Source organism: Marinoscillum sp. (assembly GCF_040222955.1).
Taxonomy (GTDB): Bacteria; Bacteroidota; Bacteroidia; order Cytophagales; family Cyclobacteriaceae; genus Marinoscillum.
The window spans coordinates 58423-73431 of record NZ_JAVKCA010000004.1; the positions used below are offsets into that span (position 1 = coordinate 58423).

Below are 15009 nucleotides of genomic sequence, written 5' to 3' on the forward strand. Positions count from 1 at the left end.
AGCATGATCTATGAAGAAGCCCTGAAGCAGGCACGAGACCAGCAAAAAGCAAATAAGGCTTTTCTGAAAACCCTTAAACGGCTCAAGCCCAAAGACCTGGATGATCAGTTTCACTCGCTACATGAGGAAGTCTTCGAAGAAGTAGATTGTCTGGAATGTGCCAACTGCTGTAAAACCACCTCGCCCATCTTTCAGATGGCGGACATTGAGCGGCTGGCCCGTGTCCTTAAAATGAAGGTGCCCCTGTTCATTGACACTTACCTGTACCTGGATGAAGAGCACGATTATGTACTGAAATCTGCTCCCTGTCCTTTTTTGGGTGCCGATAATAAATGCATTGTCTATGAAAACCGCCCGAAAGCCTGCCGTGAATATCCGCATACCAACAGAAAACGCATGTATCAGATCACGGATCTCACGTTTAAAAACACCCTGGTTTGCCCGGCAGTGAGTCAGATCGTGAGAAAACTCAGCGAATCATACAACCAATAGGCGTTCGCCAGCATCCTTACAGGGATATTGCTTAAATTAAGCCTGTAATCCTGAAACGATGCGCACTCTAACACACCCCATGCTCTTTATCCTCCTGCTGGCCAGCTGCGGCGAAAAGGAAAACACTCCTGAAGATCCGTTGAAAGATTACGCTTCGAGCTATGAGATCATACAGGGAGAAATATGGGATCAAACCTGCATCAGCTGCCATGTATCAGGATCTTCCTTTGCACGACAATCCGATTTGATTCTCACAGCAGATGTCTCCTATGCTCAGCTCATCAATCGCCTTCCTAAAAACACAGCTGCCGTGGAGGATGGACTGACACTGGTAGGCGACAAGGGACTGGAAAGTCTTTATGACAGCTTCCTGTGGGAAAAGATAAATGCACCTGATCAGGAACACTTTTATGCAGATCATCCCGGCTATGGCTCACAGATGCCTTTGGGCGGGGATCCTCTGACCAACGGGCAGCTTGAATTCATTCGCCAATGGATCTCAGCAGGGGCACCGCCGGAGGGTGATGTGATAGACAGGGATGTACTTAAAGACAGCAGTCGGTTTGAGCGTGTGGCTTTCCAGCCGCTTCCGTTACCAGAGCAGGGGTTTCAATTTCACATCACCCCTTTTGAGGTGCGCCCGAATAGTGAACGTGAGCTTTTCAAATACCAGCCCCTCCACAATGCTGAGCCCCTCTACATCTCCGGATTTGAAATCACCATGAAATCAGGCAGCCATCATTTTATCCTGTATAACTTCCCTGAAACTTTTGCTCCCTCTCTCCTCCCAAATGAAAACCTGATTAGGGATGTCTATGATGCCTCAGGCAACTACGTCTTCACTACATTGTACCACATGCAGTTTCATCAGTTTGTGGCTGGCACTCAGGTACCCAAAGTGCGCTACAATTACCCAGAAGGGGTGGCACTAAAAGTACCTGCAAATTCTGGTTTTGACATGAACAGCCACTATGCCAACCGAACGGACCAAATCATGGAGGGTGAAGTGTACGCCAATATCTACACCACTTCGGCCAGTGAGGTCATGCATGTCGCTCAAATTCTCAATCTCAATAATGACAACTTCTATCTACCGGCCGGAAAAGTAACAACCATTCAAAAAACATACACCTTCGATAAGGCTCGCCATATTTTTCAACTCTGGTCTCACGCCCACGAGCACAATACCTCTTTCAAAGTATTCATCTCCGGGGGAGAACGCCACGGTGAACTGGTCTACTTCTCCAATGACTGGGAACATCCGCCCATCCTACAACTGGATCCTCCACTCAGGCTCAATGCCGGCGAGGGCCTCACCCTGGAGGCTACCTATAACAACTGGGAAGAGCGGGACCTTGCCTTTGGTCTGAGAAGCACCGATGAGATGATGATCCTCTTTGGGGCGTATTATGAGTAGTTCAAAGGCCCTTTAGGTGATGGATGTGTTCGTCCACCACATCTATTTGTTTGGTAATGGCTTCCACATACTTTCTCATTTCTTTCTCCAACTCCTTGGCTACCTTCTTATAATCATCCATGGTTTTGTTTCGCTCATTATCATTTAGAGAGGTGCACTCCTGCCGGAGAAATGCAAGAAAAGCTCCGGTCGTGTAATCCGTCTCCAAGGTACTGATATCGTCCAACGTAGCCTTGGCTTCAGGATCTTCGCTGGTCTTAAACTTGCTCTGCACGATCCTGTAAAGGGAGCTGTCATAATGATGAATTTCCTTCAAAAGTAAGATGGTGTTGTCCCTGTATGCCTTGTTTCGGCAATAATCCATCAAGCCCTCATAGGTTCTGAGTTTTTCTGCAGAATTGTCCCACTGTATGGTAAGGTCATCAATGATGGTCACAATATCCTCGTCCTTTTCCTGTGATTGGGCCATAAAACAAAAGCAGGTAAGACAAAGCAGTAGTATTAAGCGGTGTGTCATAAAAAATGGGTTTATAATCTTCTGCTGATAAAGATATCAAATTCAACCAATTCATACTTGTAGTAGTTAATATCATACCCATACGATTGGTCCTTACCTTTGTCTCATGGAAAAAATCTCAATCCTGGGCTGTGGCTGGCTGGGCCTCCCCCTGGCCAAAGCCCTCATACAAGCAGGACACCCCGTCAAAGGCAGTACCACCCATTCTGAAAAAATATTCCTTTTGCGCGCAGAAAACATCAGCCCTTACCTCATCAATCTTGGCCCAACCTATCAAGGACCCAAAGACTTTTTTGAAAGTGACCTTGTAATCATCAACCTCCCCCCCAGAAACAGAAACGAAGATCCATCGTTTCATCAAAAGCAGTTATTATCCATCAGGGAAAACCTCCTTATTTCCGGTGTCTCCAAAGTCATCTTTGTGAGCTCCACGGCTGTCTATCCCAATCTGAATCGGGTGGTCACCGAGCAGGATGCCTCAGCATTAAGCCTGAGCAGGGCTGGTATTTCGCTGCTGGACATGGAGCATCTTTTCACAGAAGTACCCAACCTCCAAAGTACCATTATCAGGTTTGGCGGACTCTATGGACCCGGACGGCATCCCGGTGGGTTTCTAACAGGTGGAAAGCAGCTTGATGGTGGCAAAAACCCGGTCAATATGATTCATCTGGACGACTGTATTGGGATCATCCAAACCATCATCCGAGACCAGCATTGGAATCAAACATTCAACGCCTGCTCTCCCAAACGGCAGACCAGAGCTGAGTTTTACACACGAGCTGCGAGAGACCTGGGCGTAGAAATCCCTGACTTCACACAGGCAAGCAAACCCTACAAAGAAGTTTCATCCGAAAAAATGCTCTCCCAAACAGGTTACCGGTTCTTTCATTAAGTTTCACCTTTTCGTTCTCTTGGTTTTGTCCTACTTTTGCCACCGTTTTAATCAAAGCCAACCATGAAAATATTCAGGTACGTACCCATTATCATTCTCACTCTACTCTCAACACAGTCCTTCGGCCAGATGGCCATCTCCTTTGAGGAAGCCAAAAACCAGGGCATCAACGTGGCTGAGCTGGACAGTACCTATAAAAGTGGCATACACAGCGACCCCAGCCTGGCGGTATTTTCAGAGCAGCAAACGGAGTATATTCAGGCATATTACGCGATGATTCGTGACCTGAGCACTTACCTGAACAGCAACGATTTCCGATGGGGCGGACAAACCCGGTGCTTCAATAGAATATATTTTGCCGCTGATGGCTCCATCGAGTACTTCATCTATCAGTTTGAAGAAGGTGAACTCAGCGCAGAAAGGCAGGCAGAGTTTGATCAGCTCCTGAATGAGTTCATCAACAACGCAAAATTCCCGATGAGCAAGGATGTGAAATTTGCACAATGTAGTCCTGTAAACTACCGGGATACGCTCTAAGCCTATCCAGAGGCTACCTCTTACAAACATCCTTCTGTGGGTCGGAGCCATTCACCCCTTTTTTAAACTCCATCAGGATTTCCCCGTGTGATCATGGGGCATGTATCCTCCATGTTCATTGGAGATGGTAGGTGCCTACCTGTCCACCGTACCTTGTCATATTGACGCTGGTTTCATTTTCAAAAGCCTGCATGAGAACCTGTGCGCGTTTAAAACACCAAAATATTTAGGCCAGCCGCGCGATCAAAACCATACTATATTTTTATTATTCCCAACAATTATCTAATTTCATTAAATATTATTTTGATTTTGATTCAATAAATTAAAAATATTTTAATAATTGAAGGCTTTAAATATTAACTCCGTAATTGACCCCTCTCTTTTGGATAAGGGTATAGAAATCCGTTTAAAAAATGGCGAAATCCTGACGCAGCAATTCGCCAAAGCGAATGATTTCTATCTACTCAAATCCGGGCGTGTAAGATTTTTTCTGTCTATGGATGACTCAGGAGGGGAAATAGAAGTAGGTGAAAGTGATACCAGACTGACTCCTATCGGGTGGAGTGGCTTTAATGCCCCCGGCAGATATGCCACCACGGTGAAAGTGGATTCTCTTTCGGCCACCTTTATCAAGTGGAATCACGAAGAACTGCGTGAGATTCTGGAAGCCAATCCTGAACTCGGCACTGCTTTTCTCAGAGATATTTGTGGAAGGGCCAGAGATCTTATCAAAATTGCAGTAAAAATCCTCAATGCCAAAGCCCCTTCCGTCCTCCCCTCATTTCCTGAGAATGCCAATGGATTCACCATCACGCAGCCTTCTCCTGAAGAGGATTTGGTGAAATTTCTGCGAAAATCTTCATTTTTCGAGGCTTTTGATGAAGTGCCCCTGGAGTTTCTCACCCAGAATGTAGAGCGCCGTATGTATGCTGCCAATGAAACCATCTACACACAGGATAAAAAATCAGATGGCTTGTTCATCCTGGGAATGGGCAAAGTCAGGTTTAGTTACCATAGCGAAAATCAGGCTAACGTCAGTTTTACCCAGATTACCACGCCCGGGTTTGTGCTCAGCTGGGCCTCCTCGGTTTTCAAACCCAACATCATCAATGCCCACGCTGTGCAGGACACATTGGTCTATTTTGTCCCGCAGACCAGTCTGGACAGAATCATCAAACTCAATCCTGCCTTTTCACCACAGTACTTCAAGCGACTCCTCTGGCTGATCAGCCATCAACTACAAGCCATCAGGGCGAGGATTATCGCCTCCAGACTCAACCATGAGGTGGTGGCCATCAGTAACCTGATCGACCAAAACAGCGCCAGGCTTACACTCACCTCCCCATTGCACAAAATACCTCACCTGCTAGACAACAAACTGACGGTCACAGACGCCATAGATACCCTGGAGCACCTCAAAGAACACGGCACCTCGCTGGAGAAGACCATTGCACTCTCTTCACTGGACATCCTGGAGGGGATCAGGAAAGAGCAGCAGTTTTACAAAGGCCTGGTCAATGTATATAACAGTGTGGTTGGTGCCCCTAAAGACCTCCCTGCTGACCAAGTCAGAAAAATCAGTGCCACTGCTTATAGGAAGATCTTCGACCAGCAGGAGCATATCATTACAGGTACTGAAAACCTGCCCGACAAATCGGGCAATATCTTCATATACAACCACCTGAGAAACCATACCTACAACACCCTGCCCAATCAGTTTCAGATCACACTGGACTCCCACTTTATCAGTAGCATGGTACTTATGAAAAAATATGGAGACCCGGGGCTGCGCATTGTGCGGGTGGGTCTCAGCAAAGAATTTGCCCATCAGGAGTACTACCAGCGGCTGGGACATATAGATGTGTTCACCGAAGATTCAGGAAAGAAACCTAAAAAACTAAAGAAGCAGGTACGCCAAATGTTCTACAATGAAGCTGGCGCACACTTATCCAAAGGAGGTAACCTCATTATAAGCCCGGAAGGAAACTCCTATAGCACTGAAGAGTCCCCGGGGCCATTCAAATCCGGCGCTTTTAACCTGGCGCTCTCCATGAAAAAAGAGCCCTGGATCGTCCCGGTGGCTATGGCCAATTTCGAGAAGCGGGCAAGAAACAATTGCTTCTCTTGCCTCATTCTGCCTCCCTTCAAGGTGTCTGACTATATTAGCGACCCTGAAAGCAAAACAGAAATGAAGCAGTTTCTTTCGGAGTATCAGGAAACCTACCGCATCTATGTGGAGCGTGCCCTGGAACAATCGAAGACGCCTTTAGTGTAGTGCCCCATGGATGAATATATTATGGATTTTGAATTTGAAGAGGAGATAGAGGCGCTTGAGCAAAAAATCCTTGATCACACGGACAAAAAGGATCTGGTGGTTTTTTACGGGAGTTCCTCTATAAGACTTTGGGATAACCTGGAAAGTGACCTTGCTCCCCTCAACATACTCAACCTGGGTTTTGGCGGGTCCTCTTTCTCCTGGTGTATTTACTACTTCGAGCGCCTTTTCGCCAACATCAAGCCATCGCATATGGTCATATATGTAGGAGACAATGACCTGGCCAATGGCATTAAACCAGAGAAAGTGCTGAAAAAATTTCGGATGCTTGTCAAAATGGTTCGGCTCACCTTCCCCAAGATGCCTCTGGATTTTATCACCATTAAACCCAGCCCTATACGCACCTACCTGCTACCCGAAATACAGCTCACCAATAAGCTCATCAGGAAAGAGCTCATGGGGCTGGACAAGGCCCGCCTCATTAATGTCTTTGACTCTATGCTAAATGAAAGGAATGTAGCCCGACCAGAACTCTATCTGGAAGATCAGCTCCACATGAATGAAAAGGGCTATAAGATCTGGCGTGGCGTAGTGAGGCGCTACTTTGAGATATAAAAAAACCACCCGGCAGTGCCAGGTGGTATCGGGTTTGTTGTTTAATAAAGGTTTACTCCACTCCGTATAGTGTTTTTCCGGCCTCTTCGTACTTGTCTCCTTCTTTCCAGAAAATCTCCTCGGTGCGGTTGCCTATGAGGGTCACTGCGTAAATAAATGACTTGGAGTATTTGGTAAGGTAATCATAATCCAGTGTATTGGGCTCATCCGTAGGCTGATGGTAGTATTTGGTGATTTCTTCGTTCATCTCGGTATACCCGGGATCATAAGAGACGGCAGGTACACCTTTGGCCGCAAAACTCACATTGTCTGACCGGTCATAATAATTTTCCTCTGGCAAGGGATCGTCTATGGCCGTGAGTCCAAAGGCTTGAGCTGACTTCACAAACAATGGAGTCACGGAGGTCCTGTTGAAGCCCACCACAGTTACTTTGGTCACGTCGTTGTATCCACCAGTATCCGTATTCAGGTCAAAAACAGTCTTTTCCAACGGGAACACAGGATGATCTGCATACCAGCGACTACCCAACAACCCTTTTTCCTCAGCATTGCAGGCCAAAAATGCTACTGATCGCTTTGGAGGATTCTTACTCAAATACTCTGCCGCTGTGAGCATATTAGCGATACCTATGCCATTGTCACGGGCGCCATTCCAGATAGAGTCGCCTTCCGTCGTACTCACGCCCACATGATCCAGATGCGCAGAGATCATTACATACTCGCTTTTCATTGTTGGGTCTGTACCTTCTATATAGCCCACCACATTGGGCACCGTGATCGACAGATTGTTTTTCCCATGAATGGAAATAGTAGCAATCTCTCCATCGCTTTCTTCAAAAAAGGCCAGCAAATTATCAGAATCATTCAGCCATGCCGAAGGGAATGTGGATTTGCCACTTGTTTCGCCTTTGTCCAGCCTGTACTTTTCACCAGAGAAGTAATACTGAATGAGCTTCCAGGGATAGCGGCCAGGCTTATAAAGTTCCACAAGGCCTAGACCGCCTGCTGCCTCCACCATCTCCTGCTTTTGTATGGTATAAGGAGTAAGTCGCTCCTCCGGGTTGCCATTCCCGGCTTTGGCTACCACTATTTTGCCTTTCAGGTCTTTGCCCTTTAAGTCATCTTCCAAACCAAACCCCACATAGACCACCTCACCGCTGAAGGTGCCATTGTTGGAAGTATAAAAAACCATATCGTCGCCAAGGTTGAAGGTTTTCTCACCAACAGATAACGTCGCCTTCTGGGGACTTACTTCTTTTATAAGGGAGACAGGCTGAAAATAAGAATCCATGCCCGGAGCCATTTTCACACCATACGAGCGAAATCGCTCTGCGATATATCTGGCGGCTATTTCATTCTCTATCGTACCAGTATTTCTTCCTCTCAGTTCATCGGAGGCCAGAAAATACAAATGTGATTTAATTTCACTCAGTTGAACTTGCTTGTCAATGTCTTTGACCAGCTCCAGCTCTTGCGAAAAGCTCCCAAAAGAGATTAGAAGCGCTGTAAATAGCGTCAGTAAATACTTCATTTTCAGTTTGTTTTATTCTTAACAATCACTAAAGTACCGAATTGTTTAGTAGACAGAAATCAGCATTTTGTATGCGGTCATAATCAGGCGTTGGATGGTATTGCTTCAAACGGAGGCAGAAAAAAAGCCATCCGGATAAAGTATCCGGATGGCTTTCATAAAGGAGAAAAATCTTGCTTAAAACTTCGGATGTTTGACTCCAGGGAAAGTTTTCTCGAAGAATTCACCGTACTCCTTGATGGTTCGCTTCATGTCCTTTCTCAACCAGATGATTCCGATCAGGTTGGGTATAGTCATCAGCGCGATGGTGATGCCCGACAAAGTCCAGATAATGGTCGTATCCTGAAAGGCAGCAAAGAAAAAGGCAATGACATAGACGATGCGGTAATAAATCACGGATTTAGACCCGAAAAGGAAAGTCATGGCACGGTCTCCATAGTAAGACCAACTAATGGCTGTACTAAAGGCAAATAACAAAAGACCGATGGAGACAATATATTGACCATAATCACCAAAAAAACCTCTGTTGAACGCCAGAGCTGTAAGTGGTGCACTATGAACAAGGGACTCGCCAATAAACTTCAGTGGTTTGCTATCTGTCACTGTCCCGTTGACAATCTCTACCGAACCTGTGAATACCTCATCGGTCAGGAGGCCTTCATTTTTGTAGACCATGATGTTCTCCGCAAAACTTCTGGAATGCAGGAAAGTAATGTCCTCGTTCTGGATTTTGCCATCCACCACATTCAGCACTCCTGTATACACAGGTAGTGCTTTGATGCCATTCAAATGGTCATAGATGGTTTTGGAGTTATCCGGGTTGCTCTCTTTATAGCTATCGTTGAGAATCTCTATCTCGGCATATTCAAACTGATTACTGTGTTTTTCTGACCACACCCCCGAGGAGAGCAGTACCAGGCCTGTCACCAGACAGATGATAATGGTGTCGATAAAAGGCTCCAGAATAGCTACCATCCCCTCAGATAATGGCTCGTTAGCCTTGGCCGATGCGTGGGCGATAGGAGCTGACCCCTGCCCAGCTTCATTAGAGAACAGGCCTCTGTTCACCCCACGATTGAAGGCAAAAGCAAGATTGGCACCTATGAAGCCACCTGTAGCTGCCGTACCAGTGAAAATATCACTAAAGATGGAAACGAAAGAAGGGACAATGTTCTCAACATTGAAGAAAATAACGGCAAAGGCGCCTATGAAATAGATGATTGCCATGCCGGGCACCAGTTTGGAAGTCACTGCGGCAATCCGCTTGATCCCGCCAATAATCACCAATCCCAGACAGATGGCCAACACTGCACCAGTCAGCATCTGATTGATCCCAAAGGTGGATAACATCGTGCTGGAGATGCTATTGATCTGAGGAAGACTACCAGTGCCAAAAGAGGACAACACCGTAGCCACAGCGAAGATCGTCGCCAGCCACTTCAGGTTTACTTTTTTGCCTCGTATTTTAAACTCAGCATTTTTCATATAGTACATTGGCCCGCCGGCCATCGTACCATCATCCAGTTTATTTCTGTATTTGTGTGAAAGCGAAACCTCCACAAACTTGGTACACATACCCAATGCAGCTGTAACAAGCATCCAAAAAAGTGCTGCCGGACCGCCCAGGTGAACAGCAAATGCCACACCCGCAATGTTGCCGGTGCCCACCGTACCCGAAAGTGCTGTGGATAGTGCCTGAAAGTGAGAAGTATCTCCAGGCAGATCCTTTCGATCAAACTTTCCGCTCACAATGCGTAAGGCGTGTCTGAAAAACCTGACCTGGGGAAACTTGAGGTAAATAGTGAAAAACAAACCTGTACCTAGCAGGACATAAGGAAACCAGACTGCCCCACCAATGAAACTGTCAATGAGGCTAAGAAATTCGTTGATCTGAAGCATAAAAGGGAATAGGTTGTAAATTGATAATCCGACAAAAGTAATGATTCTAATGAAAGTAGCGCGGTGTACCTCACCGCTTTGATTTCACGGCTGCCTTAGATAAATTGACCACATGATCGGTCTCCTGAAAATCATCCTCAAAATACTCCCCTGGCTATTGGTGGTGCTCCTGCTCACTTTCATGCTGCTGGAGGAGAAGCTCTCGCTGGATGTGATCACAGGGGAAAAAGAAACGTACCAGAGCACCATCCTCACACGTGTGGAGGAAATGGGAAATCTGGAACTGGTGAAATATAATTTTCAGGAAGTAACCGAAGTAAAAAAGGCCGTCGATAAGATCGATTTTAAGTTTTTCAAATTACCCACCTCCCTGGCCCCGGACTCGAGGGCCGTACTCATCAGTCAGGGGAGTGCCGCCGGGTGCATAGACCTGTCTGCTGTGAAAAAAGAGGACATCAGGGAAGATAACGATACGCTCTATGTCACCCTACCTGCACCGGAGCTATGTTATTTCAAAATAGACCTGGAAAAATCTCGGCTTTATGACCTTGAGATCTCCGGGATAGCGAGGAATGAGCAAAAAAAATTCATGGAAGAACTGTACAAAGTAGCTGAGGCAGAAATCAAGACTTCCGCATTAAAAATGGGTATCCTGGAGCAAACCAGAACAAATGCCGGGCTCATTCTGCAACCACTTTTTGAAAATCTTTCCGATAAACCAGTCGTCATCAAGTTTCGAATGGATCAATCAAATATTTCAAATCAATAAATCAATCAAATGAGAACAAACATTTCCTCGGGAAGCCCCTGGGAAGACAAAGTAGGCTACAGCCGGGCTGTGGTCATTGGCAACGTGATAGAAATATCCGGTACGGCACCCGTAAAAAATGGAGCACCCTTTTACGGATCTGCCTATGAGCAAACCAGGTGCTGCCTGGAAATCATAGAAGAAACACTCAAAAAAGCCGGCGCTTCACTGCAGGACGTGGTGCGCACGCGCATGTATGTCACCAACATCGCTCAGTGGGAAGAAGTTGGCAGGGCGCACGGGGAGTTTTTCGGCACCATCAAGCCCGCCACTACCATGGTAGAAGTGTCAGCCCTGATAGACGACCAGCTGCTGGTGGAGATCGAAGCCACTGCAGTCATTAGTCACGGGTAGAAGAACCAAAAAGCTCCCGCCACTAACAGGCGGGAGCTTTTTTTAGTTTTTCTCTTTCTTTTTGCGGCTCATGGCCACATCGTACACAAAGGAAGCTGCCAGTTTGGCGGTACGCCCATCATCATAGGTGGGGTTAAATTCTGCCACGTCAAAGCTGATGACCTTGCCGGTGCCCAGGATCGTTTTGATCATTCCCCGCACCAAATAGGGAAACACACCGAAGGCCGCCGGAGCGCTTACACCAGGTGAAAACCCCATAGACATCACATCCAGGTCCAGGGTAATGTAGATATAGTCCATACGGGCAGCAAACCCTAATATGCGCATTCTGATCTCCTCAATGGTATCGATGCGTACTTCCTCCAACGGGATGTAGGTCTGGTTGTAGATTTCCATCACCTTGAACTGAGCCCGCTGATTTGCCGCCTGATTAATGCCAATGGGCAGATAATGAATCTGTTCTCCACGCTCCTCACAGTCGTCTACTATTTGCCGGAAGGGCGAGCCAGAGTGGGCTCCGTTGGCGTATGACCGGAAATCAAAATGCGCATCAAAGTTGATTACCCCTATGTTCCGCTTAGGCTTATCCTTCACAAACTCGTAGATGCCGTTGTAATGACCATAGGCGATCTCGTGACCTCCGCCGAGCAGGATCGGAAAATACCCGGCACTTAACAAGGTTTTCACCTTCTCCGCCAGCTCTTTTTGTGCCTCCTCCAGCTTACTTTTTACAGTAGCCACATTGCCCACATCTTTGATCTTAAGCTCTTCACCACTGAAGTGCACAGCCAGGTTACACATGGCTTTCCGGATAACATCCGGACCGTCCTTGGCTCCGGGCCTTCCCTGATTTCTTTTCACTCCCTCATCAGAAGCAAAACCCAAAATGGCTACCTGATTGGGATGATCGGCGGGTACCAGGCTCTTCTCCATGTCCACTACCTCCACTACATGATGCCACAGGTGGCCATCCTCTCCATCAAACGGGTCATTTCTCCCCGTCCAAATTTTCTTATTTGGTGACTGATACATATTTGGTCTAATATAAAATCGTGTGACTTCAGACGAGCTGCCCGCTCTTCCAAACCAGCGATGGCTTCACACTCCCCTGATGATAAAAAATTTCTCTGTAGTCCTTTACGGCAAAGGCGATCATATCGGCACGCTCACCAATGGCCAACCGACCTCTGTCTTTCAGATTCAGTGCCATGGCAGCCCGAAAAGTAATTCCGGCGAGCAGCTCTGCGGCTGTTAGCTTCTCATATACGCCCAGCAGTGATGTTTGCACCAGCAGGTCTCCCATGGGAGCAGAGCCCGGATTCCAGTCGGTGGCAATGGCCACACTCGCACCGGCATCCAACAACTTTCGCGCCGGCGTAAACTGCATTCCCAGCCCAAGCGATGCACCTGGCAATGCCACAGAAACCACCTCCGATGCGGCCAGTGCCTCAATCTCTTTTTCTCCTGAAGCTTCCAGGTGATCCGCACTGAAAGCCCCCATGTCCACGGCCAATTCACTCCCCCCTACACTGAACTGGTCTGCGTGTACTGTCAGTTCAAAGCCCAGCTTGCGGGCGGTGGACAGATAAGGTCGCGCCAATGACTCAGGAAAGGCATTGTCTTCCACAAAAATATCCACTCTCTTGGCTAGTCCTCTCACCAGAACCTGAGGGAGTAGCTCATTTTCCAGATAAGTCAAAAACGCCGCAGGTTCGTACCCCTTGGGGCATACGTGGGCTGCCAGGCAAGTAGGAACCAGATCAGCCTTCGTCACCGACTTGGCATCACGAATGATCTCTAATAGCCGGAGCTCGTGTGCTGCCTCCAGCCCGTAACCTGTCTTCACTTCTATAGTGGTCACACCTTCAGACAGGTGTTTGTCAGCCCTCCTGATTAAGCTTTGGAGGAGCTCCTCCGATTCGGCCTGCTGTGTCTTGCGCACCGAATCAAAAATGCCCCCTCCGGCAGCCAGGATATCCTGATATGACTGCCCGGAAGTACGCATAGTGTAGTCCTGATAGCGGCTCCCACCCCACACCAGGTGTGTATGACAGTCTACCAGCCCGGGAATCAGCACCATGTCTTCTTCTATGGGGTGGTATTCGTAATCCCTGACCTCAAAAGATGAAAAGGGAGCGATGCTCACAATGTGCCCATTTTCTATCAGCACACCTCCCTCGTCGATCACCGTAAGTTGCTCATTCTGTATTTTTCCCTTCAGGGGAATATCCCAAAGTGCAATGATCTGCCTGAAAGGTCCGTGAAGAGTAGGCATTGAAGATATTTTTTGGATTAAATAAAAAAGAACACAAAGCTAGTAGGAATTGCTTACTTAGAAACAGATTGCGATTAATATCCGTACTTCTCTTTCCATCGATTTTTCAGAAATTTTCTCAACTCCTCTTCACGGGGATTCCTTCCCGGATCATAAAATTTAGTGGATTTGATCTCATCCGGTAAAAACTCCATCTCCGCAAAATTGTGCTCATACGCATGTGCATACTTGTAGCCGTCTCCATACCCCTGATCTTTCATGAGTTTGGTGGGAGCATTGCGAATGGCCATAGGTACCTGCAAATCACCTGTCCTGGCCACTACCCTTTGTGCTTCATTGATGGCCTCATAGCTGGCATTGCTCTTGGGGGAGCAGGCCAGGTAGGTCACGCATTGCGAAAGAATAATCCGGGATTCCGGATAGCCAATCACATTGACCGACTGAAAAGCCGCATTGGCCATGACAAGCGCTGTGGGATTGGCATTGCCAATGTCTTCAGAAGCCAGAATGAGCAGCCTGCGAGCAATGAACTTGACATCCTCGCCCCCTTCGATCATCCGGGCCAGGTAATACACCGCCGCATTGGGATCACTGCCCCGTATGGACTTGATAAACGCTGAGATAATGTCATAATGCATCTCTCCGGACTTGTCATAAAGCACGGTCTTACGCTGCACGGCATTGATCACTTTTTCGTCAGTGATGTTAATAGCTTTCTGGTTTTCATCACTCTTGATGACCAGTTCGAGGATGTTCAGCAACTTGCGGGCGTCCCCTCCCGAAAGGTTGAAAAGTGCTTCTGTCTCTTCAAGGGTGACCTGCATCTTCTTCAACTCATGATCCTCAACCAGGGCTTTTTCAATGATGGTTTTCAGGTGGGATTTCTCCAGGTGATTGAGTGTATACACCTGGCACCTGGAAAGCAGGGCGGCATTCACCTCAAAGCTTGGATTTTCAGTGGTGGCTCCTATCAGAGTGATCACTCCCTTTTCCACGGCACCCAGCAGGGCATCCTGCTGACCTTTATTGAATCGATGGATCTCGTCGATAAAAAGAATCGCCTTGCTACCACCCCTTATATTTCCGATTACCTCCCGGATGTCCTTTACTCCGGCACTTATGGCACTGAGGGTATGAAATGGCATCTTCACCTGATTGGCAATGATATTGGCCAAAGTAGTCTTTCCGGTACCCGGAGGGCCCCACAGGATCATGGAAGGCACTCTCCCCGAAGCGATAGATCGTTTCAAAATGCCCTTTTCGCCTACCAGATGCTCCTGACCGATGAGCTGATCCAGATTGGAAGGCCGCATCCGCTCCGCCAGCGGAGAGTTGTCTTGAAAAATGCTCATGCAACAAAGATAAATGGCCGGATGGCCAATGGGTATAAAAAAACA

Annotated in this window: 14 protein-coding genes; 8 read left to right on the top strand and 6 right to left on the bottom strand. The window is 47.4% G+C overall.

The genetic code is table 11. The features are described from left to right. The first annotated feature begins 3 nt into the window (after nt 1-3). Nucleotides 4-492, top strand: coding sequence for a YkgJ family cysteine cluster protein (locus RIH33_RS01140; protein ID WP_406650000.1), 489 nt, complete (start codon nt 4-6; stop codon nt 490-492). A gap of 58 nt (nt 493-550) precedes the next feature. Continuing rightward, entirely contained in the window at nt 551-1909 is a 1359-nt protein-coding gene (locus RIH33_RS01145) for a hypothetical protein (RefSeq protein ID WP_406649951.1), read from the top strand. Between the two features lies 1 nt (nt 1910). Here RIH33_RS01145 and RIH33_RS01150 read toward each other — a convergent pair whose 3' ends face one another. Then, nucleotides 1911-2378 (bottom strand): hypothetical protein, encoded by a 468-nt coding sequence (locus RIH33_RS01150; RefSeq protein WP_406649952.1) that lies wholly within the window; start codon nt 2376-2378, stop codon nt 1911-1913. 154 nt (nt 2379-2532) lie between these two features. Here RIH33_RS01150 and RIH33_RS01155 point away from each other — a divergent pair, with 154 nt between their 5' ends. The 4 genes from RIH33_RS01155 to RIH33_RS01170 all read left to right on the top strand — a co-directional run bounded on the left by RIH33_RS01155 (nt 2533) and on the right by RIH33_RS01170 (nt 6745). Continuing rightward, complete coding sequence (locus RIH33_RS01155; RefSeq protein WP_406649954.1) at nt 2533-3318, top strand: SDR family NAD(P)-dependent oxidoreductase; 786 nt, start codon at nt 2533-2535, stop codon at nt 3316-3318. A gap of 63 nt (nt 3319-3381) precedes the next feature. Continuing rightward, complete coding sequence (locus tag RIH33_RS01160; protein ID WP_406649955.1) at nt 3382-3855, top strand: hypothetical protein; 474 nt, start codon at nt 3382-3384, stop codon at nt 3853-3855. A 340-nt stretch (nt 3856-4195) separates the two neighbouring features. Further along, on the top strand, nt 4196-6130 hold the full coding sequence (locus tag RIH33_RS01165; protein ID WP_406649956.1) for a cyclic nucleotide-binding domain-containing protein: 1935 nt from the start codon (nt 4196-4198) through the stop codon (nt 6128-6130). A 6-nt stretch (nt 6131-6136) separates the two neighbouring features. Next, on the top strand, nt 6137-6745 hold the full coding sequence (locus RIH33_RS01170) for a GDSL-type esterase/lipase family protein (RefSeq protein WP_406649957.1): 609 nt from the start codon (nt 6137-6139) through the stop codon (nt 6743-6745). Nucleotides 6746-6797: 52 nt separating this feature from the next. Here the strand turns inward: RIH33_RS01170 and RIH33_RS01175 are convergent, their stop codons facing one another. Together RIH33_RS01175 and RIH33_RS01180 are read right to left on the bottom strand one after the other, a co-directional pair. Continuing rightward, nucleotides 6798-8276 (bottom strand): M28 family peptidase, encoded by a 1479-nt coding sequence (locus tag RIH33_RS01175; protein WP_406649958.1) that lies wholly within the window; start codon nt 8274-8276, stop codon nt 6798-6800. 177 nt (nt 8277-8453) lie between these two features. Further along, nucleotides 8454-10175 carry an alanine/glycine:cation symporter family protein gene (locus RIH33_RS01180; RefSeq protein WP_406649960.1) on the bottom strand — a complete coding sequence of 574 codons (1722 nt, stop codon included), beginning with the start codon at nt 10173-10175 and terminating at the stop codon, nt 8454-8456. Nucleotides 10176-10287: 112 nt separating this feature from the next. Here RIH33_RS01180 and RIH33_RS01185 point away from each other — a divergent pair, with 112 nt between their 5' ends. Further along, nucleotides 10288-10944, top strand: coding sequence for a DUF4230 domain-containing protein (locus RIH33_RS01185; RefSeq protein ID WP_406649961.1), 657 nt, complete (start codon nt 10288-10290; stop codon nt 10942-10944). Nucleotides 10945-10953: 9 nt separating this feature from the next. Further along, complete coding sequence (locus RIH33_RS01190) at nt 10954-11337, top strand: RidA family protein (protein WP_406649963.1); 384 nt, start codon at nt 10954-10956, stop codon at nt 11335-11337. 42 nt (nt 11338-11379) lie between these two features. Here the strand turns inward: RIH33_RS01190 and hutG are convergent, their stop codons facing one another. The 3 genes from hutG to RIH33_RS01205 all read right to left on the bottom strand — a co-directional run bounded on the left by hutG (nt 11380) and on the right by RIH33_RS01205 (nt 14964). Beyond that, a complete protein-coding gene (gene hutG, locus RIH33_RS01195; RefSeq protein WP_406649964.1) occupies nt 11380-12369 on the bottom strand; it encodes a formimidoylglutamase in 990 nt (329 codons plus the stop codon). 28 nt (nt 12370-12397) lie between these two features. Beyond that, complete coding sequence (gene hutI, locus RIH33_RS01200; protein WP_406649965.1) at nt 12398-13612, bottom strand: imidazolonepropionase; 1215 nt, start codon at nt 13610-13612, stop codon at nt 12398-12400. 74 nt (nt 13613-13686) lie between these two features. Continuing rightward, nucleotides 13687-14964, bottom strand: coding sequence for a replication-associated recombination protein A (locus tag RIH33_RS01205; protein WP_406649967.1), 1278 nt, complete (start codon nt 14962-14964; stop codon nt 13687-13689). Between the last annotated feature and the right edge of the window lie 45 nt (nt 14965-15009).